This is a genomic window from Vibrio sp. Y20_XG_PY13, assembly GCF_024181925.1.
In the GTDB taxonomy this organism is placed as follows: Bacteria; Pseudomonadota; Gammaproteobacteria; order Enterobacterales; family Vibrionaceae; genus Vibrio; species Vibrio parahaemolyticus.
On record NZ_JAMZAL010000008.1, the window covers coordinates 106,950 to 132,852 of the forward strand.

The window sequence follows — 25,903 nt, forward strand, 5'->3', positions numbered from 1 at the left end:
AGCAATAAGCCCCAAAAACACAAGTTTCTACCACCTGCAAACTTTGAAGATGGTTCTTTTTTTAGATTTTACAAATTTGAACTTTTTATAGATCACAAATTTTTATGAGATTTTCACGCAAACGTTAATCACAACAAAACAACATCAACTTTTAAGCAGTTAAGACAAATAAAGCAACCAAGCCAGCAAAAATACACACAAACAAGTTCAAAACTGACGCTCTACAATACTCATTTTATTTACATAACTTTCTTCAAATACAAAAAAGCCGGCTTACGCCGGCGAATAATTATGTATTTAAAGCTCATTCAAACCAAGCACATCGGTCATGGTATAAAAGCCCGCCGGCTTGGAATGTAGCCACACTGCAGCCTTCACGGCACCATTAGCAAAAGTCATGCGGTCCGTCGCTTTGTGCGTTATTTCGACTCGCTCACCAATATCAGCAAACATTGCTGTGTGCTCGCCGACAATGTCACCTGCACGAATGGTTGCAAAACCGATTTCATCTTTAGTACGCTCACCAGTAATGCCTTCACGCGCATACACCGCAACATCACTTAACTTGTTGCCCATAGCGCCAGCAATCGCCTCACCCATACCAATCGCAGTACCTGACGGAGCATCAACTTTATGGCGGTGATGAGCTTCGACAATCTCGACATCGCAGTAATCACCCATTACTTTTGCAGCTTTCTCAAGCAACTTAAATACTAGGTTCACACCAACAGAGTAGTTAGGAGCCATCACAACAGGTACGTGCTTCGCAACTGCATCAATCAGTGCTCGCTCTTCTTCACTAAAGCCAGTGGTACCAATTACGATAGACTTCCCATGCTGTTTACATAACTCTAAGTTCGCTAACGTACTTACTGGAGCGGTAAAGTCGATAACAACATCAAAATTGTCGACCTCTTTCTCTAGGTCATCGGTCAGGAAAACATCGAACTTTCCTTCACCACAAAGTTCACCGATATCAACACCGACGAGCGAAGATTCTGGACGTTCTGAACCTGCCGTTACAGATGCATCTGGGTTTATGTGCGAGGCTTTGACTAGGTTGCGACCCATACGGCCAGCAGCTCCTGCGATTGCAATACGAACCATTGCGCTTTCTCTCCTTCTCTGGATAACGAGGTTTCTCGTTCTCTTTCGTTTCGCTGAATCTTTTTAAACTAACAACATACTGTGTTAACCACAAGCACGTTCATTAGGCTTAAGCGAACTCTTTTACGACACGTTGTAAGATAGGCACGTTAGCTTCAGGGAAGGTGTAATCCCCTAATTCACCAACTGCGACCCAGCGCCCTTCTTGGCCTTCTCGACCATAAGGTTCGTTCTCGAACTGAGAGACGGTAATAAAATCAAATTTTAGCGACTTATCTGGGTAATCGTATTCAAGGTGTTCAAACGGTGCTTGTTCAATCACTCGAATCCCCACTTCCTCTTCAAGCTCACGAACCATCGCTTGTTCAACTGTTTCTCCTAGCTCGACTTTACCGCCCGGAAACTCCCAAAAACCACCTTTGTGTTTATCATCAGGACGTTTAGTAATAAAGATTTGCGACTTATCTTGATTGAAAATGATCGCTGCAACAATGTGAATTCTTTTCATGGATATTTACCTAGGATCTATCGATACAAAAAGAGCCGCCTAAGCGACTCTTTCTTATTAAGTTATCAAGTTAGATTAATTGATCTGACCGTGACACTGCTTGTATTTCTTGCCACTACCACATGGACAAGGTTCGTTTCGACCTACTTTACGCTCATCACGAACAACAGGTTGATTTGAGCCCTCAGACTCTTCACCATCAGCCAACTGATTTTCCGCAGCTGCATGCTGAGCCTGCGCACGACGAGCAGCTTCTTCTGCTTGTGCACGACGTTGCTCTTCCATACGCTCAACCTCTTCTTGCTGTTGAACGCGAACACGAGACAGAACAGTAATAACGTCAGTCTTCAGCGCTTCAAGTAAACCTTCAAACAATTCAAACGATTCACGTTTGTACTCTTGTTTCGGGTTCTTTTGTGCATAGCCACGTAGGTGAATACCTTGACGCAGATGATCCATCGCCGCCAGATGCTCTTTCCAAAGCGTATCGAGTGTTTGAAGCATCACTGATTTTTCGAAGTTACGAAGCACTTGTGCACCCACAACTTCTTCTTTCGCTTTGTATACTTCAACGGCTAGGCTGATAATCTTCTCGCGCAGCGCTTCTTCGTACAGTTTGTCGTCTTCCTCAAGCCATTGCTTGATTGGCGCGTCTAGATCGAAATCTGCTTTCAAACGTTCTTGAAGACCTTCCACATCCCACATGTCTTCTAGAGATTGTGGTGGAATGTATTCGTCGATGATCGCTGTGAGCACATCTTCACGGTTTTGTTCAATCATGTCGCTGATATCGTCAACGTTCATGAGCTCATCACGCAGTTCGTAAACCACTTTACGTTGATCGTTCGCCACGTCATCGTATTCAAGAAGCTGTTTACGGATGTCGAAGTTGCGACCTTCCACTTTGCGTTGTGCTTTTTCAATAGAACGAGACAACATCTTAGATTCGATTGCTTCACCTTCTTCCATACCGCTTTGAATCAAGCTTGCCATACGATCTGAAGTGAAGATACGCAGCAGTGAGTCTTCCATCGATAGGTAGAAACGAGATGAACCCGCATCACCTTGACGACCAGAACGGCCACGTAACTGGTTATCGATACGACGAGATTCATGACGCTCAGTACCGATGATGTGCAGACCACCAGCATCTAAAACTTGATCGTGAACTTTTTTCCACTCAGCTTTGATTGCGTCGATTTGCTCTTTCGTTGGATCTTGTAGTGATTCAACTTTTGCTTGCCAGCTACCACCTAGCACGATATCTGTACCACGACCTGCCATGTTTGTTGCGATAGTTACCGCACCTGGCATACCCGCTTCAGCAACGATTTCCGCTTCTTTCTCATGGAACTTAGCGTTCAAAACGTTGTGTTTGATCTTCGCTTTCTTCAAAGCGTTGGAGAGTAGTTCTGATTTTTCAATCGATACTGTACCAACCAATGTTGGCTGACCTTTCGCAACGCGCTCTTTGATATCTTCAATGATTGCAGCAAACTTCTCAGCTTCGGTACGGTACACCACATCCGGCATATCGTTACGAATCATTGGTTTGTTGGTTGGGATAACAACAGTTTCCAAGCCATAAATAGATTGGAACTCAAACGCTTCAGTATCCGCTGTACCAGTCATACCAGACAGTTTCTCGTATAGACGGAAGTAATTCTGGAATGTGATAGAGGCTAGCGTTTGGTTTTCGTTTTGGATCTTAACGCCTTCTTTCGCTTCGACAGCTTGGTGAAGACCTTCTGACCAGCGACGACCTGGCATTGTACGACCAGTGTGTTCATCAACGATCACAACTTCGCCGTCATCGTTAACGATGTAATCCACATTACGCTCAAACAGCACATGTGCTCGTAGAGCAGCATTTACGTGGTGAAGCAAGCTGATGTTCGCAGGTGAGTACAATGTATCACCTTCTTCCATCAAACCATTTTTAACCAATAGCTCTTCTACGTATTCTTGACCCGTTTCAGTCAAGTGAACTTGTTTTGATTTTTCATCAACAGTGTAGTGACCATCGCCACGATACTCTTCAGAATCTTCTTTATCTTGCTTCTGTAGGTGTGGGATAAGCAGGTTGATTCGAGTGTAAAGTTCTGAACTGTCTTCTGCCGGGCCAGAGATGATCAAAGGAGTACGTGCTTCATCGATAAGGATTGAGTCCACCTCATCGACCACAGCAAAGAAACGTTCGCGCTGAACACGGTCTTCATTGCGGAAAGCCATGTTGTCGCGCAAGTAATCGAAACCAAACTCGTTGTTTGTTCCGTATAGAATATCAGCTTGGTACGCTTCTTTTTTCGCTTGAGGAGGCATGTTCGGTACGTTAACACCAACCGTCATACCTAGGAATTCAAATAGCGGACGGTTTGTCTCCGCATCACGTTTAGCGAGGTAGTCGTTGACCGTAACAACGTGTACGCCTTTACCAGGAAGTGCATTTAGGTAAGCAGGAAGAGTTGCAGTTAGAGTTTTACCTTCACCCGTGCGCATCTCTGCGATTTGGCCTGCATTTAGAACCATACCGCCGATGAGCTGCACGTCGAAGTGACGCATACCGTATACACGTTTAGACGCTTCACGAACAGTAGCAAAAGCTTCTGGAAGTAGCTTATCAAGAGTTTCGCCTTGCTCTAGGCGCTCACGGAACTCAACAGTTTTCGCTTTAAGCTCTTCATCTGAAAGTGCTTCAAATGTTGGTTCGTAGTTATTGATCTCTTTTACAATTTTTCTAAGGCGGCGCAGTGTTCGGTCGTTGCGACTGCCAATTACTTTTGTCAGTAGCTTAGTTATCATTTTTCGTGAATCTCTCTTTAATCAGACCGTTCCCGATCTACTCGTAATGCCTTCAGTCTCTGCCAGTTTGGAACTAAGAATACTGAGATAAATCATTTATCAAAGATATTGAGTTCAAACATTCATATTTCAAGGCTAAGTTTCGAAACAATGTGGCTTAGTGTAAGGATTTTTCATCGATACAACCATAAATAGACGTATTTGTTTGAAGCACTCTGAAATTTTTAGTTAAAGTGGTGATGGATTAGCCAATATTATTAGCAGCTACACGACGAAACTTGGCAAAAACAGGACTTTACCACGTTCAATCCATCTCCATTGTAAAACTGAGGCTAAAGACGTTAATGTAAACTATACCTAGTGAGAAAGCTGCTCTAGAATAGTCATATCTCAACAAAATTAGATTTTACCTATGCGTGATCATCGACCAACCTCGACAGAGGATGTAATTGCTGAGTCTCAATTTAAGCAAATTCAAGAACATGCCGGAGAAATCTTGCAGCTTAACCAAGCTCTACAAACGATTTTACCAAAAGGGACGGCAGATCATTGCCGAGTTGCAAATATTCGCAATGGCCATCTTCTGATAGACGTATCTAGCGCGGCCATCAAAATGAAGATCGACTACGATCGTCTAATGATCTTAAACAAACTGCGCACACAAGGTTATGCAAAATTGATAAGTGTCGACGTTCGGATCAACCCTTCACTTTATCGTAATCGATACGAGAAAGACGATAGGCCCAAACGCCCGCCGCTCACTGAGTCAGCAGCTCAATCACTGATGACCATCGCTGATATGGCCCCACCAAAAATCCAAGAGCGACTAAAAAGACTCGCAGATATGGCAGAAAAATCTGGCCAATAACCATCAACCATCAACCATCATCAAGTGATGGTAAAATTTAGATAGAAAAAAACCAGGTCGAAACCTGGTTTTTAATATTCTTTGACTAACTTATGCTAGCACCATGTTTGGCTCTGCAAAAGCGACTGGAGAACCGACTTCTTCTTCGAAAGTTGTCCATTCCCACGCTTCTTGATCCGCCAATACTGCGCGTAGAAGTTGGTTGTTTAAACCGTGACCTGATTTATAAGCACGGAATTCACCAATAATTGGATGACCACACATGTAAAGGTCGCCAATTGCATCTAACACCTTGTGAGTAACAAACTCATTCTCAAAGCGCAGACCTTCTTCGTTCAGAATTCGGTAATCGTCCAATACGATAGCATTGTCGAAACTACCACCCAAAACTAGGTTTTGAGATTGTAGGTACTCGATATCACGCATAAAGCCAAACGTACGTGCACGAGAAATTTCGCGAACGAAACCTTGAGATGAGAAATCAAACAGCAGGCGCTGCTCGTCTGATTCAATCGCAGGGTGGTTAAAGTCAATTTCGAAGTCCATACGGAAGCCGTTAAATGGGACAAATTCTGCCCACTTATCGCCATCTTCAAAACGAACTGGCTTTTTAATGCGGATAAAACGCTTAGGAACGTTTTGCATTTCGATACCCGCTTGCTGAAGCAGGTAAACGAACGGGCTTGCGCTACCATCCATAATTGGGATTTCAGGTGCGTCAACTTCAACAATAATGTTGTCGATGCCCATACCTGCAAGTGCAGCGTTCAAGTGTTCAACCGTTGAAATACGCACACCTTCGTCGTTCACTAATGCAGTACAAAGCATAGTGTCACGAACAGAAGCTGGATCAGCTGGAAAATCTACAGGTGGATTTACATCTGTACGACGGTAAATAATACCTGTGTTTGCAGCAGCCGGGCGCAGAGTAAGCGTGACTTTACGACCAGAGTGGAGACCCACACCAGTAGTTTTCACTATTTCTTTCAGAGTACGTTGTCTGATCATCTGCTTGCCTCTCTAAAATATGCTACAAAACACGGCCGCCTGTAACGTCGACCGTGAATGCTACCATAATTTTGAGCCATGTCAAATTTATGGGTTAAAGATTAATCAGCCTGACGACGTAAAAATGCCGGGATATCTAAGTAACCGCTTTCTTTCTCTTGCTTTGGTGCTGCTGAGCTTTGGCCCGCGGCAGGAGAAGAAGAAACTGTGTTTGTCGGCTGAGGAGTTACCTGTGGCTTCTCTTGCACTTGATTCTGCAAAGTTTGTGCCGGCTTTTCTTCAGCTTGCGTTGCCGCAACTTGTTGTGGCTGAGCTTGAGGAGCCGAAGCTACTTTCGCTTTACCACCAGCGACTAGCGTGATATCTGGCTTTCTTTCATTGCCAATACCTGTCGCAACTACTGTCACACGGATTTCATCAGTCATATCTGGGTCTAGAGAAGTACCGATAACCACGGTTGCATTGTCAGATGCAAATGCCTTCACTGTGTTACCAACTGTCTCAAACTCATCAAGACGCATGTCCAGACCAGCAGTGATGTTAACAAGAACACCGCGAGCACCAGCAAGATCGATATCTTCTAGAAGTGGGCTAGAAATTGCCATCTCAGCCGCTTCTTCGGCTCGGTCTTCACCTTTCGCAATACCACTACCCATCATCGCGTGACCCATTTCAGACATCACTGTACGTACGTCTGCAAAGTCGACGTTGATCATACCAGGGCGAGTGATTAGCTCGGCGATACCTTGAACTGCATTCTTAAGAACGTCATTCGCACTCGCAAATGCTTCAAGCAACGTTACGCCACGACCAAGAACTTTAAGTAGCTTCTCGTTTGGAATCGTAATTAACGAGTCAACGTGCTTAGATAACTCATCGATGCCTTGCTCAGCAAACGCTAAACGCTTTTTGCCTTCAAAGCTGAACGGTTTTGTTACAACCGCTACAGTCAGAATACCTAGCTCTTTCGCCACTTCAGCAATAACAGGTGCTGCACCAGTACCTGTACCACCGCCCATACCAGCTGCGATAAACACCATATCGGCACCAGTTAGGGAATCTTTAATTCTGTCTCTGTCTTCGAGAGCTGCCTCACGGCCAACTTGTGGATTCGCACCTGCACCCAGACCTTTAGTGATATCACCACCAATCTGAATAACATTGCCAACGCTTGTCTTACGAAGTGCTTGCGCATCAGTGTTGACGCTGATGAATTCCACACCTTCGATGGATTCACGCACCATGTGTTCAACGGCGTTACCACCGCCGCCACCAACTCCAACGACCTTGATTACTGCATCGTCAGACATTTCCATCATCGGTTCAAACATGTGTTGTCTCCGTTTATCCTGCAACTCAGGTTAAAACTCTTTTTGTATCCAATTACGCAATTTATCGAAAAAGCCAGTAACAGATGAGCGTTTAGGTTCATTATAATCGCTATCGTCGCTAGACTGCATGTCTCTTGCGTAATGAAGTAATCCAACTGCCGTAGAATGGTACGGCTCTTTTACATAGTCAGTTAGTCCGCTGACTTCGAGCGGTTTGCCGACCCTTACTTGATTGCGGAATACGCGCTCCGCACATTCTACTACTCCGTCAATTTGCGCAGCACCGCCGGTTAAAACTACACCCGCAGCAAGATGGTGCTTAATGCCCTCTTCGCGCAGTTTCGCTTGTACAGAGTCGATAGTTTGGTTAACTAATCCCATAAGCTCAGAGTACCGTGGCTCGATCACTTCAGATAGAGTCTGACGCTGCAGACTACGTGAAGGACGTCCTCCTACGCTTGGGACATTAACCGTGTCATCCTTACTGACCAGTTCACTCAAAGCACAGCCATATTTGACTTTTATCTCTTCAGCATCGCTCACTGGCGTACCAAAAGCAAAAGCAATATCGCTCGTTACAGCATTTCCTGCGTACGAAAATACTTCTGTGTGACGTAACGCACCACCAGTCCAGATAGCCACATCCATCGTGCCGGCGCCAATATCTACCACACAAACTCCGAGCTCTCTTTCATCCTCGGTGATTACCGCATTACTTGCAGCAAGCCCTGAAAACACAAGTTGCTCTACTTTAAGGCCGCAGCGCTCTACTGCCTTAATAATATTGCGTGCCATGTCATTATGACACGAGATAAGGTGGACACTGACTTCCATTCTTACCCCTGATAAACCAAGAGGGTTTTTAATCCCTTCTTGATAGTCGATGGTGAACTCTTGAGGAATCACGTGAAGGATTCGCTGTTCATCACCGATTTTAATTGATTTCGCGGTATGGATCGCTCTGTCCATATCTTCTTGAGAAACTTCCTCGTCTGATATGGTGCCCATGCCTTTTTCAATTCGGCTTGCGATATGCTTACCAGACAACGAAATGAAGACTCGGCTGATTTGGCACTCGGCCATTAGCTCAGCTTGATCAATTGCACGTTGCACTGATTTTACAACCGACTCCAAGTCATTCACGCCACCTTTATCCATGCCACGCGAAGGGCTACTACCCGCACCAATAATATTAATTTGGCCATCAGGTAGAATCTCACCCACTAGAGCTGATACGGTTGCAGTGCCTATATCAAGACCAACAATAATGTTGTCATCTGCGGCCTTAGTCATCTGTACTCTCTTCTAACTCTTCTTCAGGAAACCAACCGACTGCGGCTCCTGTATCGTACCTGAGATCGATATAACTGATTCGTTGCGTGTCACTGCCAAGCTTGTTATAGAGCGAAAAAAAGCGCTCTATACGCTCAAGAAGAGACTCTTTACCAAGCTCTAATCGAATACCGTTATCTAGGATGATTTGCCAAGCTCGTCGCTCGTTTAACACCAGAGACGATATCGCTAAACCCAATTGTTGAAACTTAGGACTCAGTTCGCGGTAAGCTTGTAACACTTCCGGGCCAGTGTCTTTGGGTCCATACAACTTAACTTTCTCGTTCTTTAACAAAGCAACATCACCATCGAAAACCAAACCGTTTTTATCTAACAGTTCGTTGCCATTCCAAATGGCTTCGGGTTGATGCTCTGTTAAGAAAACTTTTACTGTATCGGGCCACTGCTTGCGAATCGCTGCATGAGCAACCCACGGCAATGCTTCAACACTTTGCTGTAATACATCAATATCCTGAGACATGAATGTACCGATGTGATCTATTCGACTAAATGCAGCCTGAACATCGTCAGCTTTGACGTACTCCAATTTACCTTGAAGCACTATTTTGGAGAGAGGTAACCTTTGGTCATCCCACATCCAACTGATCGCCGAGTACAAAACAGAACTAATTAAGGTCACAACCACAACGAAAAATAGCGCACCCAAGATTTTATCTTGGCGACCACGGTTATTGTCCGTGTTTAGTCGCTCTTCATTAAGTGCAATATTCAACAACGTCTTCGTTTCCTGACTTTTGTCGTGTACTTTTCACCGCATAATATCGTATCGGCAAAAGTATTGACTTTAACCTTGGGATTATACTGAGCTCTTGTAAACTATCAAACACTGATAACAATAAATCACAACGATCTTGACGCAAAATCGAGATCTGAGTCTTATCTGTCCTTTGCGTCATCACTCTGACTTATCCAAGCATCTTGTTTATATTTAACTCAAGATTAGCCAGCTGTTTGGCAACTTTACCAACATCACCAGCACCTTGCGTTAAAATTAGGTCGCCGTCTTGTATAACGTTAGCCAAAACTGATGGTAATTGCTCGATTTCTGGAACAAAAATCGGATCTACTTTACCTCGGCTGCGAATCGTACGGCACAAAGAGCGTCCATCCGCGCCGGCAATCGGTTTTTCACCCGCGGCATACACGTCAAGCATGATCAATACATCAACCTGCTCAAGCACGTTTGCAAAATCATCGTAAAGGTCACGAGTGCGACTGTAACGATGTGGTTGGAAAATCATAACCAATCGCTTATCTTGCCAACCACTGCGTGCTGCATTAATGGTTACGTCAACTTCCGTTGGGTGATGACCGTAATCATCGACTAACATCGCATGACCGTTACCTGTATCAAACTCACCAAGGTGATCAAAACGACGGCCAGTACCTTGAGTGCCCGCCATCGCTTTTAGAATCGCGTCATCTTCAATGTCGTCTTCCGTTGCGACCGCTATTGCTGCTGATGCGTTCAACGCATTGTGACGGCCTGGAATGTTTAGCGTGATATCGAGGTTAGCTCGACCTTTACGTACTACTGTAAATTTACCTTGCTGACCTTCTTGATGATAATTTTCGATACGTACGTCCGCATCGTCAGAAAAGCCGTAGGTGATCACTTGACGGCTAATACGCGGAATCAACTCACGAATCACTGGATCATCGATACAGACAATGGCTTGGCCATAAAACGGCAGATTGTGAAGAAAATCAATGAAGGTTTGTTTCAACGTTTCGAAGTCACCACCGTAGGTATCCATGTGGTCAGCTTCGATGTTGGTAACGATGCTCACCATAGGTTGCAGGTGCAAGAAAGAGGCGTCGCTCTCATCCGCTTCTGCAATCAGAATACGGCTAGAGCCCAAGCGCGCATTGGTGCCCGCGCTCTTTACTAGACCGCCGTTTACAAACGTAGGATCAAGGCCTGCTTCGGAATAGATTTGTGTGACTAGTGCTGTGGTGGTGGTTTTACCATGTGTACCCGCAACAGCGATACCATGACGGAATCGCATCAGTTCAGCCAGCATTTCTGCTCGGCGAACAATAGGAATACGCAATTCACGAGCCGCCATGACTTCAGGGTTTTCCTCGTTAATCGCGGTGGAAACGACTACCACACTAGCCTTTTCGACATTACTTGCTTGGTGACCAATAAATACGGTTGCCCCTTTCGACACTAAGCGCTCGGTTACTGGGTTTTCAGACAAGTCTGAACCCGTGATTTCATAACCTTCGTTTAGAAGAACTTCAGCAATGCCGCTCATGCCCGCACCACCGATACCGATGAAGTGGATGCATTTCACGCGACGCATTTCTGGTACCATCGCGCGAATCTGAGCTAAGTCTTGTGTATGTTGGATAGTCATTAATTCGATTCTCAATAATTCGTTAACGCTTTTCGGTCAAAGCGACAATGGCTTGTGCGACAACTTTGTCAGCATCTAATTTTGCGGCACTGCGTGCCTTTTGAGCCATTGAAAGTAAAGCTTGGCGATCCAATTGTTGGATCTGTTGAGTCAAAGACTCCACGGTTAAATCAGGTTGTTCAATCATCTTCGCAGCACCGCATTCCACTAAGTGGTCGGCATTCAGTGCCTGTTGACGGTCTTTATGCATGAACGGGATAAAAATCGCGCCTACACCTGCTGCTGAGACTTCAGATACCGTCAATGCGCCAGAACGGCACACTAGCAGATCTGCCCACGCATACGCTTGTGCAACATCATCAATAAACTCGGTCACTTCTGCATTAGCAACATTGTTCGCTTGATAAGCAGCTTGCACTTCTTGCGCTGCGCCTTTACCTGCTTGATGACGAATACAGTAGTCTTGTCCCAAGTTTGCCATCACCGCTGGCAATGTTTGATTAAGAATACGCGCCCCTTGGCTGCCGCCCATAACAAGAATACGAATTGGTCCTTCTCTCTCTTGCATACGTTGAGCGGGCTCATCCAACTGCGTTACGTCTTCACGTACTGGGTTACCGACAACCGCCGCAGAAGGAAATGCGCCGGGAAACGCTTGAAAGACTTTCTTAGCGATCTTTGATAGCCATTGATTTGTTAAACCTGCAACCGCGTTTTGTTCGTGTAGAACAACCGGGATACCGCTTAACCAAGCCGCGATACCACCCGGACCACTCACATAGCCACCCATACCTAAAACGGCATCCGGCTGCCAGCGCTTCATGTGCGCTCGCGCTTGCATGATGGCATTAATAATTTGAAAAGGGGCAGCTAAAAGACGTTTAACGCCTTGGCCTCGCAGACCTTTTACTTTGATAAAGTCGATCTCAATATCATGCTTTGGCACCAAATCGGCTTCCATTCGATCCGCTGTGCCTAACCAACGGATCTCCCAACCCTGTTCTTGAAGCTGCTTTGCCACCGCCAAACCTGGGAATACGTGACCGCCGGTACCACCAGCCATCACCATCAAACGTTTATTCTGTTTCATTCGTCTGTTGTTCTGATTGTTGTTGCGCGCGTTTCAAGCGGCATTCGTGATCGATACGCAGCAATATGGACACTGCAACGGACATAATAATCAGACTGGAACCACCATAACTGATTAGTGGAAGCGTCAAACCTTTGGTTGGAACAATACCAGCGGCTGCGCCCACATTGACCATGGTTTGAAACGCAAACCAAATACCAATACCAAACGCTAAGTAACCACCAAACATCTCGCCTTCTTCAAAAGCGCGTTTGCCGATATACACAGCTTTAAGTACCAAGCTAAAAATCAACATCAGCACTAAAACAACACCGACGAAACCAAGCTCTTCAGCCAATACCGCAAATACAAAGTCGGTGTGCGCTTCTGGTAGGTATTCTAGTTTTTGAATTGAGTTCCCTAATCCTTGACCAAACCACTCTCCGCGCCCAAACGCCATCAAAGATTGAGTCAACTGATAGCCGCTACCGAACGGATCTTCCCATGGGTCAAGAAACGAAGTAACACGGCGCATACGGTACGGTTCTACCAAGATCAAACCGACGACAGCGCCAATGCCTGCAATCATCAGGGCCAGGAACTGGGTTAGCTTCGCGCCCGCGATAAATAACATGCCAAACAGAGTAACCAGCATTACAACGACGGTACCCAAATCCGGCTGACCAAGTAACAAGACGGCGAAGAAAGCAAACACCATGATTGGCTTCATAAAGCCGCCAAAGAAGGTCTGGCGCACTTCATCTTGCTTACGGACTAAATAACCGGACATGAAGATGAACAGCGATAGCTTCGCAACTTCGGCAGGCTGTAAGTTGAACAGACCAAGCGGAATCCAACGAGAGGCGCCGTTTACTGACTTACCTGCAAGAAGTACAACAATCAGCAAGCCGAATGAGACCCAAAGCAAGTAATGACTTTTCTTAAACCATTGCTCTAAAGGTACTTGAAGTATCACCGCAGAGGTCCCGATCGCCAACACTAAGAAGGTGGCATGACGGAACATGAAGTGGAACGGCTGATCGGTCAATCGTGAGCTGATTGGGAAAGACGCAGAGGTCACCATAATCAAACCAGTCAACATCAAACCCAACGCAATCCACACCAACTGGCGATCAAACAGCGCTTCTGGCGCTGGATGCTTAAGCCAATTACCAATGTTGTGTTTAACGTTACTTAAACCCACGAAACGAGTAACCTTTAGTTATGCATATTTCTGAGCAAGAACAGCAAATGCATCGCCTCTTGCCATAAAATTGTCGAATTGATCAAAGCTAGCACATGCGGGAGACAGCATCACCATATCACCAGATTTTAACTGCGAAGATATTTGTTGAATCACATCTTCCATGGTGTTGAAACGGATTGCTGACTCATGTAGTGGCATAAAATCATCACCGTCTAGACCAAAACAGCACAGTTGTAGGTTAAGCGTTGCAAAGATCGGTTTTAATGGCGTGAAGTCCGCGCCTTTACCGACACCACCAACGAGCAGATAAAGTTTACCGGTCGACTCTAATCCTGATAGCGCAGCCATAGTACTTGCGATATTAGTTGCTTTAGAGTCATTCACCCATTTTACGCCACGATTATCCGCAACCACCTGGCATCGGTGTGTCAGTCCAGTGTAATTTTTAAGTGCATTCAAAGCGTTGTGGTAATCAACACCTGCAGCTTTGAGCAGAGCCAACACGACGAGAGCGTTCGCTAAGTTATGTTTGCCGACAAGTTTCAATTCATCGCTGGCGATAACGCGCTGACCATGATCAAGTAACCATGTGCGAGAACCATCGACTTCAAGGCCGTAAGCTTGCTCATCGCTGCCAAACGTAACCACGGGCATCTCAACCTCTGGGTACGTCTCTTGATCATCACGGTTAACTACAGCTAACTCTGCATGATCAAAAATACGCAGCTTAGCAGCGCGATAATCTGCCATACCTTCGTAGCGATCCATATGATCTTCGGAAAGGTTAAGAAATGCCGCCGCTTTGAGTTTCAAACTCGACGTCGTTTCCAACTGAAAACTTGAAAGTTCCAGTACATACAAATCCGCATCTTGCTCAAGCAGCTCCAGTGCAGGCACGCCAATGTTACCGCCGACACCCACCGTCAATCCTGCCGCTTTTGCCATCACACCAGTTAAATCTGTCACCGTGCTCTTGCCGTTTGAACCCGTGATGGCCACCACTGGTTTATTCACAGCCCAAGCAAACAACTCGATGTCCCCCACGACAGGCGTGCCTTTCGCTAGCACCGTTTGTATCTCTGGTGTCGCTAACGCAATACCAGGGTTGGTCACCACCAAGTCCGCCTCTGCAAGCCACTGGGTATTCCAACCACCACGGTGTAGTTCAACCTGTTCAGGCAGACGCTCGGCGCCTGGCGGATTGTCACGCGTATCAATAACTTTAACCGTCAATTGCGGCTGAGTTTTTCGGAGGTGTTTAACGACAGAGAGCCCGGTAATACCGAGCCCTACGACGACAACGTTATGTATGTTTTGCCAACGTTCCATATGTGATCACACTGTATTGCTTGTTCTTGGAAAGTGCGTTTAACGCACTTTCAATGTCGCAAGACCAATCAGAACAAGAACCATAGAAATTATCCAGAAACGCACGATTACACGAGGTTCTGGCCAACCTTTTAATTCGTAGTGATGATGAATTGGTGCCATGCGGAAAATGCGTTGACCACGCAGCTTGTATGAACCGACTTGGAGGATTACAGACAGTGTTTCCATTACAAACACACCGCCCATGATAACCAGCACCAATTCTTGACGAACTAAAACAGCGATTGTGCCTAGTGCACCACCTAGCGCAAGAGAGCCTACGTCACCCATAAATACTTGCGCTGGATAGGTGTTGAACCATAAGAATCCAAGACCCGCGCCCACAATCGCCGTACATACCACAACAAGCTCAGAGGCGTGCGGTAGATATGGGATGTGCAGATATTCAGAAAAGTTAACGTTACCTGTCGCCCAAGCGATAACGGCAAAACCTGCAGCAACCAGTACCGTCGGCATGATAGCCAAACCATCTAAACCATCAGTGAGGTTTACCGCATTACTGGTGCCAACAATCACGAAGTAAGTCAGAATGATGTACATCAGACCAAGCTGTGGCATCACGTCTTTAAAGAATGGCACGACAAGCTGCGTCGCTGCTGTGTCTTTACCATAAGCGTATAGAGCAAATGCCACAACAAATGCGATCAAAGACTGCCAGAAATACTTCCAACGCGCGATCAAACCATCGGTGTTTTTACGCACCACTTTACGATAATCATCGACAAAGCCAACGGCGCCATAACCTAGCAATACCGTCAGTACCGCCCAAACATAAGGGTTGGATAAATCAGTCCACAATAGAATCGTGATCGAAATAGCAGCCAAAATCATGATACCGCCCATAGTAGGAGTACCACGCTTACTAAAGTGAGACTCAGGGCCTTCGTTACGCACGACCTGACCAATTTGAAGCATTTGCAAACGCTTGATCATGATAGGTCCCATCCAAAGAGAAAGACCTAGGGCAGTAAGTACACTGAGAATTGCTCGAAAAGACAGGTATTCAAACAATCGGAAAAAAGACAGGTATGGCTGTAGCAGCTCGGCAAGCCAAATAATCATTAAAAATACTCCTTCAAAGCAGCAGCGACTTCAAACATACGTGCACCGTTCGCGCCTTTAACCAAAATAGTGTGTTGGTCAGAAACGGTTTGGTCTAGATGCTGCTTGATGTAGTCAATCATCTCTTGATGTGTCTCAAAGTGAATGCCATGACAAAGCTCGCTAATGATCTTTGCGTCTGCACCATATGTGAGAACATGTTCAAATTTTTGTGGGGCAGCATGTTCCCCGACTTGACGGTGAAGTGCAAGACTTTCCTCACCCAATTCCGCCATATTGCCTAAAATCAACCAGCGCTGACCGTGAAACGCCCCAAGCAAATCAACCGCCGCTTTCATCGCAGGTACGCTTGCATTGTAGCTGTCATCGATCAACTTGATCGTCGAGCTAAGTTGCTCTACATCCACTCGGCCTTTTACTTTGTTAAGGTTTAAAAGACCAAACTGAATCTCTTCAACGGTTGCCCCCATGTGTAGCGCAATGATTGAGGCCGCAATAGCATTTGCAACGTTATGTTGACCAATAATACCAAGTGACAGTTCAATTTCTCGCGAATCTGATGAAATATGCAAAGTAAAGCTCGCTTTACCTTCCTCATTCATTGTCACGTTCGATGCGTAAAAGTCCGCTTGCGAATTATTATGCGAGAAAGTGATCACTTTTTTATCTGCAAGAACCGATTGCCACAGCGCGTCACCGTTACTATCGAGATTGACGATGGCAATGCCACCAGCCTGTAACCCTTGATAGATTTCACCTTTGGCTTGCTTTACACCCTCAATAGAACCAAAGCCTTCCAAATGCGCCGCCGCAACATTGTTTACCAGCGCGATATCCGGTTTCACAAGCTGGGTAGTGTAAGCAATTTCACCAATATGGTTTGCGCCTAGCTCAATCACCGCGTAATCGTCATCTTGCTGAGAACGCAGCAAGGTCAGCGGAACACCAATATCATTATTGAAGTTACCTGCCGTGAACAACACGTTGCCTTTTTGCTGAAGAATGCTGGCAACCATCTCTTTCACCGTGGTCTTTCCACAACTGCCAGTTATCGCAACGGTAGGCGTTTGGCAAGAATGGTGCACCCAAGAAGCTAACTCGCCCAGTGCGATTTTGGTATCCGATACCACGACTTGCGGCGCATTCACATCAAGACGCTTTTCAACCAATAAGGCACCAGCCCCCGCTTCAAATGCTTGCTGACAAAAATTATGGGCATCGAATCGTTCACCGACAAGCGCAACAAACAGCGCACCATTGGCGATCGTTCGCGTGTCAGTGGACACTGCGTCGATAGTCAGATCGTTACCGAATAACGCTCCGCCAGTGATTTCTGCAATTTGAGATAAAGTAACCTTGATCATGAGGACAATCCTAAAAGCTGCATTGCGGATTCGCGGTCGGAATAATGAATCGTTTCGCCATTACGAATTTGGTAGTCTTCGTGGCCCTTACCTGCCAGCAAGATAATGTCTTGAGGCGCAGCGTTTTCTAACGCGTAAGAAAGCGCTTTAAAGCGATCATGCTGAACAATCGCTTCTGCTGGTTTGGATAGGCCAGCAAGCATATCTTTGACGATTAATACAGGGTCTTCACTGCGCGGGTTATCATCGGTCAAGACGACTTTGTCACCCAAACGCTCAGCGATTTCTGCCATCATCGGACGCTTACCTGCATCGCGATCGCCACCACAACCGAAAATAGCCCAAAGCTGTCCGTCACAATGCACGCGCAGTGCTTGTAATGCTTTTTCAAGCGCATCAGGCGTGTGAGCGTAATCGACCACAACTTTGGCGCGATGCTCAGCTTGGAATAGCTCCATTCGGCCTAACACCGGCTGCAATTGAGCAGCCGTCGCTAGCAAATCGCTCTTATCAAAACCAAGGCTCAATAAGGTCGCAAATGCCAGCATTAAGTTGGCTGCGTTGAATTCACCAATCAACGGCGCATGCAGCGTACCTTCGCCAAACTGACCATCAAAACGAATCGTAATACCGGATTCAGCATAAGCCACTTGGCTCGCCCACAGCGCGTGTTCAAACTCAGTTGTAGGAGCAAGAGAAACGGCAATCGCATTCGTCAGTTGTTTCGCCCACGCAGCGCCAACTTCGTCATCAACATTGATGATTGCTTGATCACATTGATGCTGGGTAAACAGCGTTAGTTTGGCGTTGGCGTACTCTTCCATCGTACCGTGATAATCAAGATGGTCTCGGCTCAAGTTGGTAAATACGCCAGCAGCAAAGGAAAGGGATTTAACGCGGCCTTGGATCAAGCCATGAGAAGACACTTCTAACGCCGTATATTGCGCTTGTTGTTCGGCCAAAGAAGCCAGCGTATGCTGAATTTCCACCGCGTTTCCTGTGGTGTTCGCCGCTTCTTTTAAATCATCTAAGAAACCATTACCTGTGGTGCCCATCACTGCTGCTTTTGAGCCAACTAATCCAATCCACTGCGCGATAAGCTGGGTGATGGTAGTTTTACCGTTTGTACCTGTCACACCAATCAACTTCATATCAGGATAGGTGTACAACTGGCCGGCAATTTCAGATAAACATTTATCAAGCGCATCGAGATAAACCACCGGAATATCATCGATGATGTCGATTGTGCCATGCGCTTTCACATCACAAGCCTGGGCAATCACCGCATTGGCGCCTTTTTCAATCGCAGAGGCAATGAACTTACGTCCATCTACCACATGGCCGACAAGAGCGACAAAAGTTGTACTTGGTTGAACTTTGCGACTATCAAGTTCTAGTTCTGAAACGAGAACGGACGCCAAACTAGGGCAATCCACCCAAGGGGAAAGCAGCGCGTCCATACTGATGGCTTTAGTCATAATTGTTCTCCGAGCTTTGGCTCAGGTTTTCTTAAAGTGCTTTGCAGCAGGCTACATCGCCTACTGCTGGAATTTGTTTTCATCAGGTGCGACGTTCAGGATTTGCAGTGCACCTTTCATAATTTCAGAAAAGACAGGAGACGCGACCGAACCACCGTAGTAATCATCACCTTGCGGCTCATTCACAATTACCACCAACGCAATTCGTGGGTCGCTCACAGGTGCTAGACCTGCGGTATAAGTGATGTATTCATCACTATAGCCACCCGCCGATGCTTTTCGAGACGTACCCGTTTTAGCACCAACTCGATACCCCGGAACGGCTGCACGACGGGCCGAACCACCTTTTTGAGTTACGGTCTCAAGCATATCAAGCACAAGACGCGCATTTTCCTTGCTTACTACCTGACGTGACATATCACGGTCATTACTCTCGATAATATGAATCGGCTCGTACTTGCCAAGGTTCCCTAACGTTGCATACGCATGTGCAAGCTGAATCGGCGTGATAGACAGACCATAACCAAACGCAATGGTTGCACGTTCAATGGGAGACCAACGCGTTCGAGTTGGGAAGATACCAGTCACTTCGCCAACTAAGTTCAAACCAGAAAGTTCCCCAAAACCCACCGAACTGTACAAGCCAAGCAGCGCCTCAACAGGCATTTGCATCGCAAGTTTGGTCACACCGATGTTACTCGATTTTTTCAGAATCATAGACAGACTAGCTTTGCCTACCCACGAAACGTCCCTGACTCGGCTACCGCCCAATCGAAGCACGCCATTACCGGTATCAACGATAGTATCTTTATCCGCCACTCCATTTTCTAAGGCGGCTAAAATAACGAAAGGCTTAATGGTCGAGCCGGGCTCCATTGAGTCCGTGATCACACGGTTACGCATCTTATAACTTTGCCAATCCGTGCGGTTATTTGGGTTGTATGACGGAGCATTAACCATCGCCAAAACGGCACCCGTTTTTACATCCAGCATCACCACGGAGCCAGAGGTTGCACGGTGATCGGCAACCGCCTGTTTGATGGCACGGTAAGCGATAGCCTGCAAACGCTGATCAATGGTCAGCTGCAACGACTTGCCTTCTTGTTTGTCTTGCCAAGCGATGTTTTCAACGACACGGCCATAGCGGTCTTTACGAATGGTCTTTTTACCTTCTTCACCGGTTAGCCATTCATCGTAACTGCGCTCAACCCCCTCTAGGCCATGACCGTCAATGCCTGTCACACCGACAAGGTGCGCACTGACTTCACCAGCCGGGTAATAACGACGAGACTCCGACTTAAGACCAATACCTGGTAGCTTCAGTTCACGAATGTAGTTTGCCATCGCTGGGCTCACCTGGCGCTGCAGGTAAATAAAGCGACGCTTTTCGTTGCGCTTGATTTTGTCAATCAAGCCTTGGCGATCCACACCTAACACATCTGCTAAGGCATACCAGTTTTGTTTCTGACTTAGCGCATTTTCTTTAAAAATGGTGGCTGGATCGGCCCAAACCGCTTCAACAGGCACACTCACCGCTAAAGGTTCACCATTGCGATCAGAAATAATGCCTCGTGCAGACGGGATAGACTTAACACGAATCGAACGTAGATCGCCCTGCTTAATGAGATTATCCGGCTCGATGATTTGAATATAGGCCACACGAGCGACAAGAAGCGCAAAGGCGCAGAAAACAAAAAACAGCAATAAATGGAAGCGCCAGCGAATCAAAAATGATGGCTCTACTTCTACTTTCGCTGCTTTCGGTGCGGTTTTGGTGTCGTTTACTGCGGCTTTGGGTTTCGCAGAAGACTTACGCTTATTTCCTTGTTTAGAGTTGGTTTTCTTTCTTATCATTTTAGCGTGATAACCACTTCTTTATCGCCGTCAGGTCGTTTCATTTCAAGATCCTCTTTCGCAAGATCTTGCACTCGACTGTGTTCTGCTAAGGCGGTTTCTTCCAACATCAGGTTGCGCCATTCGCTATCTAATCGCTCGCGCTCAACCAGAGTGTGATCTTTTTCAGTGATCGCTTGACGCGCATGGTGGGTAGCAAATACCACTCCCATTGCTGATGCCATGATCAATAGCAACAATAGTAATGACCAGCGACCAACGGTAATTAAATCCGTGGCGATCAACTTAGCAAGGTTGGGAGTGGGTTTCGTCATAATAATTAAAGCTTTTCAGCAATTCTTAGCACAGAACTGCGCGAACGAGGGTTCATGTCAATTTCTTGTTTGCTCGGTTTTATCGCTTTGCCAACAGTTTTCATGTTTGCGCTGCCAAGCTCTTTGATTTGCGCTTCCGTCAAAGGAATCCCATGTGGAACCTCAGGACCTTTACTTTCTTTGCGGATAAAGCGTTTTACCATGCGGTCTTCCAACGAATGGAAACTGATGACAGATAAACGACCTTCAGGAGCTAAAATACGAGCCGCGCCTTTCAGCGCTGTATCAATTTCTTCTAGCTCACTGTTGATGTAAATTCGGAACGCTTGGAAAGCACGCGTCGCTGGGTGCTTTTTCTCTTTAAAACTTTTTGGTGCTGCTTCAGAGATCAGTTTTGCCAACTGACCAGTACGAACCATTGGCTCGTTCTCTTCGTTTTCACGGTATTCCACAATCGCACGAGCAATACGACGAGCGTGTTTGTCTTCACCGAATTCACGAATCACCCAAGTGATGTCATCCAGATCCGCTTCCATCAACCATTGAGAAACCGGGATGCCTGAAGTTGGGTCCATGCGCATATCTAGCGGGCCATCTTTCATAAAGCTGAAACCACGCTCTGCGTCATCCAGCTGAGGCGAAGACACACCAAGATCCAATAACACACCGTCTACTTTACCAACTAGGTCATACTCTTCTGCATATTGGGCCATGCCAGAAAACGGGCCATGAATAATGGTAAAACGAGGGTCGTCAATTTTGCCTGCTTCCGCAATCGCTTGAGGGTCACGGTCAATACTGTACAGTCGGCCATTTGGGCCAAGTTTGGATAAAATTGTACGGCTGTGACCGCCTCGGCCAAATGTTCCATCAATGTAGATACCATCTGGTTTGATAGCCAAGCCATCAATGGATTCATTTAATAACACGGAAATATGTTGGAAGGTTTCGGTCATAGCTTTCTCGTTGAATGATCTTGAAGCGATTCTTTAGTGTACTGATTTCCTACATCATCGCCACCACAAGTCTAAAGTTAGACGTGATTTACGCCAAGTTTATTGGTAATGACATAGTTTGCGTCAATTAAATGCAAAAAACCCATCGCTACCGAAGTAGAGATGGGTCTCGAATAGGTGGAGCCGACACATAAGCCGGGTTCTGTTCCGCTTGCGCGGCGGTAGCCATTCGTCTAGGCCAGCAATCACTCACTGGCTCGAGCAACCTACCCGCCTCCTTACGCGAGCAACGCAATGTGGAGGCCTATTTGGTCTTGCTTCAGGTGGAGTTTACCCTGCTACGAACTATTACTAGTCGTCCGGTGCGCTCTTACCGCACCCTTTCACCCTTACCTGTTCCCTTGCGGGCCATCGGCGGTCTTCTCTCTGCTGCACTTGTCGTAGGCTTGCGCCCCCCAGGCGTTACCTGGCACCTTGCTCTATGAAGCCCGGACTTTCCTCCCCTTTGTCAGTCTCCCGAAGGACGTCAACGTCAGTTTCCCGAAGGACCTCAACGTCAGTCTCCCGAAGGACATCAACAAAGCAGCGACTACCCAGTCAGCTCCGAGGGCGGATTGTATAGAGTTCTCACTTCAGAGTCTAGTTAGATCACAGATATGATGAAATGAATGCACCGAGTGATGAGTTTTTAGTCAAAACGCAAAAGGTAAACAATAAAAAAGGGTCGATGCTTTCACATCAACCCTTTGCAATATTCAATCTAAACAGCCCTTAATCTAAGTTTTCTAAACCCCATTTGTATAGAGCGTTCTTCTTCAGATTGTGGATTTCTGCCACCAACGCTGCCGCTTTCTTCAAAGGCAGTTCTTTCGTCAGAATACCCAAAGTACGCAAAGCCTCATCGGGCAATGCCTCATCCGATGTTTCACGATGACCATGGATCAAAAGCACCATTTCACCACGTTGCTGGTTATCGTCACTTTTCACCCACTCAATGAGTTCACCCAAAGGCATGCCTTGGATGGTTTCAAATGTTTTAGTGAGTTCTCTTGCTAGAACAACTTCTCGCTCAGGGCCAAGAACGTCTAACATATCTTGTAACGAGTCTAAAATTCGGTGTGGTGACTCGTAAAAAATGCATGTGCGCTCTACCGATGCAATCTCTAAGAATTTATCTTTACGACCTTTACTTTTTGGCGGTAGAAAGCCTTCAAAACTAAAGCGATCTGACGGCAATCCCGACGCGCTTAACGCAGTGATAACTGCACACGCACCAGGAAGAGGCACAACTCTTACGCCCGCTTGACGACATTTTGTCACCAGATGGTATCCTGGATCGCTGATTAGTGGTGTACCAGCGTCAGACACTAAGGCGATAGACTGACCTGACAATAGCTTTTCGACCAAAACCTGTGCTTTTTGTTGCTCATTGTGATCATGCAACGCAAAAGTTTTGGTTTGGATATTGAAGTGAGACAGTAATTTACCCGTATGTCGGGTATCCTCTGCTGCGATGATGTCCACGTTCGACAGAACTTCGATAGCACGTTGTGTGATATCCGCTAAATTTCCGATTGGAGTCGGTACGATGTAGAGAGTTGGCCCCTCATTCGGCAACTTATTTTTATCTGTCATTTGTTTACCATCACTTCAACGATTAATATAGAGACAATTTTGTACAAAATTATAGAGAACTCACGGCAATGATTAACCATAAGAGACTCAGTGTACCACGCATACTCACTCCTGTTGCACTAGCAATTACGCTCGCCGCCTGTTCTTCAGGCCCGAGACAGCCTGATGGCGTAGATGTCACACTTGAGCCTACCCAGTCGGTACAGAACTACATGATTCAAGCTGATAGCACGGAAGGCAGCTTACAAAACGACTGGTTGATCATGGCAACCAAAGCCGCAATCCAAGCGAACCAATTGGATCAAGCAGACCTTCTGATAAAACGTCTGGCTCGCCAACAACTGACGGAAGTTCAACAGGCAGAGTGGCAACTGGCGCGTGCGACCATACAGCAAAAGCAAGGCGATTACTCTCAGTTGTTGCAGCTTCTCAACTTTAAGCCTTGGTGGAAACTACCAAATGAGCAGTGGAAAGATTACTACTCTCTACGTGCCGACGCTTACCAAAGCCTAAATCAGCCGTTTGAAGCCAACCGCCAACTGGTAGCGTTTAGTCAATACGCGTCATCAGCAGAGCAACGCGAAATCTCAAGCCGAATTTGGATGAACTTTGGCAGTTACTCTGAATATGAACTGACTTCACTACAAACTGAACCCAGCGAAGACGTGTTAGATGGATGGTTGCAATTAGCAGTTTACGCAAAAACGCTCTCCGGCAATCTGTCTCAGTTAAAAAATACCCTTGAGCGTTGGTTGAACGAGAACCCGTCACACCCAGCGGCAATCTATACGCCAGAAGAAATTCAAAACATTCTGTCACTTGATATCGTAAAACCAAATAACACAGCATTGCTGTTACCATTAACAGGTAAGTTTGCGCCTCAGGCACAATTGATCCGCGATGGTTTTGTGTTCGCGATGATGAATGATAGAAACCGCGATCCAAGCGCAACGCTTACCGTCATTGATACGAATGCGTACAGCGCTGATGAAGTGAAACAACGTCTTATCAACGAAAACATCGATTTTGTTGTCGGCCCGCTGCAAAAAGAAAATGTCGAACTATTGCAAACCACAATGGATGGTTCAGCAAACAGTCCAGCCATTCCCGCACTGGCGTTGAATATTCCTGAAGATGTTCAGCCAGGTACCGACATTTGCTACCTAGCGTTGTCACCAGAGCAAGAAGTGGCTCAAGCTGCAAAATACTTGTTTAGCGAAGGCTATAGCTTCCCGCTGATCCTAGCGCCAAAAGGCAGCTACGGTGAGCGTGTTGTGCAAGCTTTCAATGAAGAATGGAGCAAGTACAGCTCAAACAAAGTCGCAACAAGCTACTTTGGTGATAAGCGCCAGCTACAAAAAGACATTAACGACGTCTTTGGATTACAAGAGAGCAAACAGCGTATCGCACAGATGCAATCGCTCATGCGCATTAAGTTGGAAACACAGCCACGCAGTCGTCGTGATGTGGACGCAGTTTACATTGTCGCTCGTAGCTCTGAACTAACACTTATCAAACCATTCATTGAGGTCGCAATTAACCCAGATGCGAAGCCACCAAAACTGTTCTCGAACTCTCGTAGCAACAGCGGTGGTGCGACGTACGAAGACTTAACAGGAATTATCTACAGTGACATTCCGCTGTTAGTAAATCCAGACCCAATAGTGACCGCTGAAATGAATGAGCTATGGGCAGATCAATCCAACATGGAAAAACGCTTAAAAGCTCTAGGGATGGATGCCTACAAACTGATCGGTGAATTGCCACAAATGAAAGTGGTACCAGGTTACTCAGTAAGCGGCCAAACTGGTACGTTAAGCATTGACAACAACTGTGTTGTACAACGCGAATTGAGCTGGGCTGAGCGTGGGGCTCTTTAGTAAGCGTCAAATAGGTAATCAGTACGAGACCCTGGCGAAGCAGTATCTGCAGCGTCAGGGTTTGCGTTTTTTAGATCAAAATTATCTGACAAAGTTCGGCGAAATTGATTTAATCTTCCAACAAGATGAAACTATCGTCTTTGTTGAAGTCAAATATCGTAAGAACGATCATTTTGGCTCAGCGGCAGAAATGGTCACAAACGCAAAAATGCGCAAACTGATCAAAACAGCACAAGTTTGGCTCAGCCAACAACGCACAATGCACACCATAGATTATCGGTTCGATGTCATCGCCATTCATGACAGTGGTCGCGACATCAACTGGATACAAAATGCAATATCTGAAGGATAAGCG

The 25,903-nt window shown here is 46.2% G+C and carries 21 protein-coding genes and 1 other RNA gene; 3 read left to right on the forward strand and 19 right to left on the reverse strand.

All coding sequences use genetic code 11. The features are described from left to right. Nucleotides 1–297: 297 nt before the first annotated feature. The 3 genes from dapB to secA all read right to left on the reverse strand — a co-directional run bounded on the left by dapB (nt 298) and on the right by secA (nt 4,417). Nucleotides 298–1,107 carry a 4-hydroxy-tetrahydrodipicolinate reductase gene (gene dapB, locus NL646_RS18035; protein WP_015296233.1) on the reverse strand — a complete coding sequence of 270 codons (810 nt, stop codon included), beginning with the start codon at nt 1,105–1,107 and terminating at the stop codon, nt 298–300. Nucleotides 1,108–1,216: 109 nt separating this feature from the next. Continuing rightward, complete coding sequence (mutT, locus tag NL646_RS18040) at nt 1,217–1,615, reverse strand: 8-oxo-dGTP diphosphatase MutT (protein WP_005461225.1); 399 nt, start codon at nt 1,613–1,615, stop codon at nt 1,217–1,219. Between the two features lie 75 nt (nt 1,616–1,690). After that, a complete protein-coding gene (gene secA, locus NL646_RS18045; protein ID WP_005461206.1) occupies nt 1,691–4,417 on the reverse strand; it encodes a preprotein translocase subunit SecA in 2,727 nt (908 codons plus the stop codon). A gap of 412 nt (nt 4,418–4,829) precedes the next feature. Here secA and NL646_RS18050 point away from each other — a divergent pair, with 412 nt between their 5' ends. Next, complete coding sequence (locus tag NL646_RS18050; RefSeq protein ID WP_005497100.1) at nt 4,830–5,285, forward strand: DUF721 domain-containing protein; 456 nt, start codon at nt 4,830–4,832, stop codon at nt 5,283–5,285. A gap of 90 nt (nt 5,286–5,375) precedes the next feature. On the opposite strand, the gene lpxC is transcribed toward NL646_RS18050, so the two are convergent. The 16 genes from lpxC to rsmI form a co-directional block, all read right to left on the reverse strand. After that, nucleotides 5,376–6,293, reverse strand: a complete 918-nt coding sequence (gene lpxC, locus NL646_RS18055) for a UDP-3-O-acyl-N-acetylglucosamine deacetylase (RefSeq protein WP_005461213.1) — start codon at nt 6,291–6,293, stop codon at nt 5,376–5,378. Nucleotides 6,294–6,394: 101 nt separating this feature from the next. Next, nucleotides 6,395–7,624: a cell division protein FtsZ gene (gene ftsZ, locus NL646_RS18060; protein ID WP_005497096.1), complete on the reverse strand. Its 1,230-nt coding sequence runs from the start codon at nt 7,622–7,624 to the stop codon at nt 6,395–6,397. Between the two features lie 30 nt (nt 7,625–7,654). Continuing rightward, complete coding sequence (ftsA, locus tag NL646_RS18065) at nt 7,655–8,917, reverse strand: cell division protein FtsA (protein ID WP_005458184.1); 1,263 nt, start codon at nt 8,915–8,917, stop codon at nt 7,655–7,657. After that, a complete protein-coding gene (locus NL646_RS18070; protein ID WP_253664506.1) occupies nt 8,910–9,692 on the reverse strand; it encodes a cell division protein FtsQ/DivIB in 783 nt (260 codons plus the stop codon). Before NL646_RS18070 ends, ftsA begins: the two co-directional genes overlap by 8 nt. 190 nt (nt 9,693–9,882) lie before the next feature. Next, entirely contained in the window at nt 9,883–11,340 is a 1,458-nt protein-coding gene (gene murC, locus NL646_RS18075) for a UDP-N-acetylmuramate--L-alanine ligase (RefSeq protein WP_005497094.1), read from the reverse strand. A gap of 22 nt (nt 11,341–11,362) precedes the next feature. After that, complete coding sequence (gene murG, locus NL646_RS18080; protein WP_193240895.1) at nt 11,363–12,430, reverse strand: undecaprenyldiphospho-muramoylpentapeptide beta-N-acetylglucosaminyltransferase; 1,068 nt, start codon at nt 12,428–12,430, stop codon at nt 11,363–11,365. Continuing rightward, nucleotides 12,417–13,613: a cell division protein FtsW gene (ftsW, locus tag NL646_RS18085; protein ID WP_005458190.1), complete on the reverse strand. Its 1,197-nt coding sequence runs from the start codon at nt 13,611–13,613 to the stop codon at nt 12,417–12,419. The genes murG and ftsW overlap by 14 nt, the downstream gene beginning before the upstream one ends. Nucleotides 13,614–13,631: 18 nt before the next feature. Then, on the reverse strand, nt 13,632–14,945 hold the full coding sequence (murD, locus tag NL646_RS18090; protein ID WP_005458170.1) for a UDP-N-acetylmuramoyl-L-alanine--D-glutamate ligase: 1,314 nt from the start codon (nt 14,943–14,945) through the stop codon (nt 13,632–13,634). A gap of 39 nt (nt 14,946–14,984) precedes the next feature. Further along, nucleotides 14,985–16,067: a phospho-N-acetylmuramoyl-pentapeptide-transferase gene (gene mraY / locus NL646_RS18095; RefSeq protein WP_005458164.1), complete on the reverse strand. Its 1,083-nt coding sequence runs from the start codon at nt 16,065–16,067 to the stop codon at nt 14,985–14,987. Then, a complete protein-coding gene (gene murF / locus NL646_RS18100) occupies nt 16,067–17,431 on the reverse strand; it encodes a UDP-N-acetylmuramoyl-tripeptide--D-alanyl-D-alanine ligase (RefSeq protein ID WP_021450194.1) in 1,365 nt (454 codons plus the stop codon). Before murF ends, mraY begins: the two co-directional genes overlap by 1 nt. Beyond that, the gene (gene murE, locus NL646_RS18105; protein ID WP_021450193.1) at nt 17,428–18,909 is read right to left on the reverse strand and encodes a UDP-N-acetylmuramoyl-L-alanyl-D-glutamate--2,6-diaminopimelate ligase; all 1,482 of its coding nucleotides are present in this window, start codon (nt 18,907–18,909) and stop codon (nt 17,428–17,430) included. Before murE ends, murF begins: the two co-directional genes overlap by 4 nt. A gap of 60 nt (nt 18,910–18,969) precedes the next feature. Next, on the reverse strand, nt 18,970–20,763 hold the full coding sequence (locus tag NL646_RS18110) for a penicillin-binding transpeptidase domain-containing protein (RefSeq protein WP_025532790.1): 1,794 nt from the start codon (nt 20,761–20,763) through the stop codon (nt 18,970–18,972). Further along, nucleotides 20,760–21,077, reverse strand: coding sequence for a cell division protein FtsL (ftsL, locus tag NL646_RS18115; protein WP_253664507.1), 318 nt, complete (start codon nt 21,075–21,077; stop codon nt 20,760–20,762). Before ftsL ends, NL646_RS18110 begins: the two co-directional genes overlap by 4 nt. 5 nt (nt 21,078–21,082) lie before the next feature. Continuing rightward, a complete protein-coding gene (rsmH, locus tag NL646_RS18120) occupies nt 21,083–22,033 on the reverse strand; it encodes a 16S rRNA (cytosine(1402)-N(4))-methyltransferase RsmH (RefSeq protein ID WP_005458168.1) in 951 nt (316 codons plus the stop codon). Between the two features lie 175 nt (nt 22,034–22,208). Continuing rightward, an RNA gene (gene rnpB, locus NL646_RS18125) (RNase P RNA component class A) lies at nt 22,209–22,638 on the reverse strand. A gap of 166 nt (nt 22,639–22,804) precedes the next feature. After that, nucleotides 22,805–23,668, reverse strand: coding sequence for a 16S rRNA (cytidine(1402)-2'-O)-methyltransferase (gene rsmI, locus NL646_RS18130; RefSeq protein WP_005497083.1), 864 nt, complete (start codon nt 23,666–23,668; stop codon nt 22,805–22,807). Between the two features lie 68 nt (nt 23,669–23,736). On the opposite strand from rsmI, the gene NL646_RS18135 reads away from it, so the two are divergent. Together NL646_RS18135 and NL646_RS18140 are read left to right on the forward strand one after the other, a co-directional pair. Further along, nucleotides 23,737–25,548 carry a penicillin-binding protein activator gene (locus NL646_RS18135; RefSeq protein ID WP_005458195.1) on the forward strand — a complete coding sequence of 604 codons (1,812 nt, stop codon included), beginning with the start codon at nt 23,737–23,739 and terminating at the stop codon, nt 25,546–25,548. Next, the gene (locus tag NL646_RS18140; protein ID WP_253664508.1) at nt 25,535–25,900 is read left to right on the forward strand and encodes a YraN family protein; all 366 of its coding nucleotides are present in this window, start codon (nt 25,535–25,537) and stop codon (nt 25,898–25,900) included. The genes NL646_RS18135 and NL646_RS18140 overlap by 14 nt, the downstream gene beginning before the upstream one ends. Nucleotides 25,901–25,903: the final 3 nt, after the last annotated feature.

What these genes read in the sequence shown, in the direction of transcription:
- dapB (WP_015296233.1), bottom strand. Translation starts at nt 1,107, where the DNA reads ATGGTTCGTATTGCAATCGCAGGAGCTGCTGGCCGTATGGGTCGCAAC.
- mutT (WP_005461225.1), bottom strand. Translation starts at nt 1,615, where the DNA reads ATGAAAAGAATTCACATTGTTGCAGCGATCATTTTCAATCAAGATAAG.
- secA (WP_005461206.1), bottom strand. Translation starts at nt 4,417, where the DNA reads ATGATAACTAAGCTACTGACAAAAGTAATTGGCAGTCGCAACGACCGA.
- NL646_RS18050 (WP_005497100.1), top strand. Translation starts at nt 4,830, where the DNA reads ATGCGTGATCATCGACCAACCTCGACAGAGGATGTAATTGCTGAGTCT.
- lpxC (WP_005461213.1), bottom strand. Translation starts at nt 6,293, where the DNA reads ATGATCAGACAACGTACTCTGAAAGAAATAGTGAAAACTACTGGTGTG.
- ftsZ (WP_005497096.1), bottom strand. Translation starts at nt 7,624, where the DNA reads ATGTTTGAACCGATGATGGAAATGTCTGACGATGCAGTAATCAAGGTC.
- ftsA (WP_005458184.1), bottom strand. Translation starts at nt 8,917, where the DNA reads ATGACTAAGGCCGCAGATGACAACATTATTGTTGGTCTTGATATAGGC.
- murC (WP_005497094.1), bottom strand. Translation starts at nt 11,340, where the DNA reads ATGACTATCCAACATACACAAGACTTAGCTCAGATTCGCGCGATGGTA.
- murG (WP_193240895.1), bottom strand. Translation starts at nt 12,430, where the DNA reads ATGAAACAGAATAAACGTTTGATGGTGATGGCTGGTGGTACCGGCGGT.
- murD (WP_005458170.1), bottom strand. Translation starts at nt 14,945, where the DNA reads ATGGAACGTTGGCAAAACATACATAACGTTGTCGTCGTAGGGCTCGGT.
- mraY (WP_005458164.1), bottom strand. Translation starts at nt 16,067, where the DNA reads ATGATTATTTGGCTTGCCGAGCTGCTACAGCCATACCTGTCTTTTTTC.
- murF (WP_021450194.1), bottom strand. Translation starts at nt 17,431, where the DNA reads ATGATCAAGGTTACTTTATCTCAAATTGCAGAAATCACTGGCGGAGCG.
- murE (WP_021450193.1), bottom strand. Translation starts at nt 18,909, where the DNA reads ATGACTAAAGCCATCAGTATGGACGCGCTGCTTTCCCCTTGGGTGGAT.
- NL646_RS18110 (WP_025532790.1), bottom strand. Translation starts at nt 20,763, where the DNA reads ATGATAAGAAAGAAAACCAACTCTAAACAAGGAAATAAGCGTAAGTCT.
- ftsL (WP_253664507.1), bottom strand. Translation starts at nt 21,077, where the DNA reads ATGACGAAACCCACTCCCAACCTTGCTAAGTTGATCGCCACGGATTTA.
- rsmH (WP_005458168.1), bottom strand. Translation starts at nt 22,033, where the DNA reads ATGACCGAAACCTTCCAACATATTTCCGTGTTATTAAATGAATCCATT.
- rsmI (WP_005497083.1), bottom strand. Translation starts at nt 23,668, where the DNA reads ATGACAGATAAAAATAAGTTGCCGAATGAGGGGCCAACTCTCTACATC.
- NL646_RS18135 (WP_005458195.1), top strand. Translation starts at nt 23,737, where the DNA reads ATGATTAACCATAAGAGACTCAGTGTACCACGCATACTCACTCCTGTT.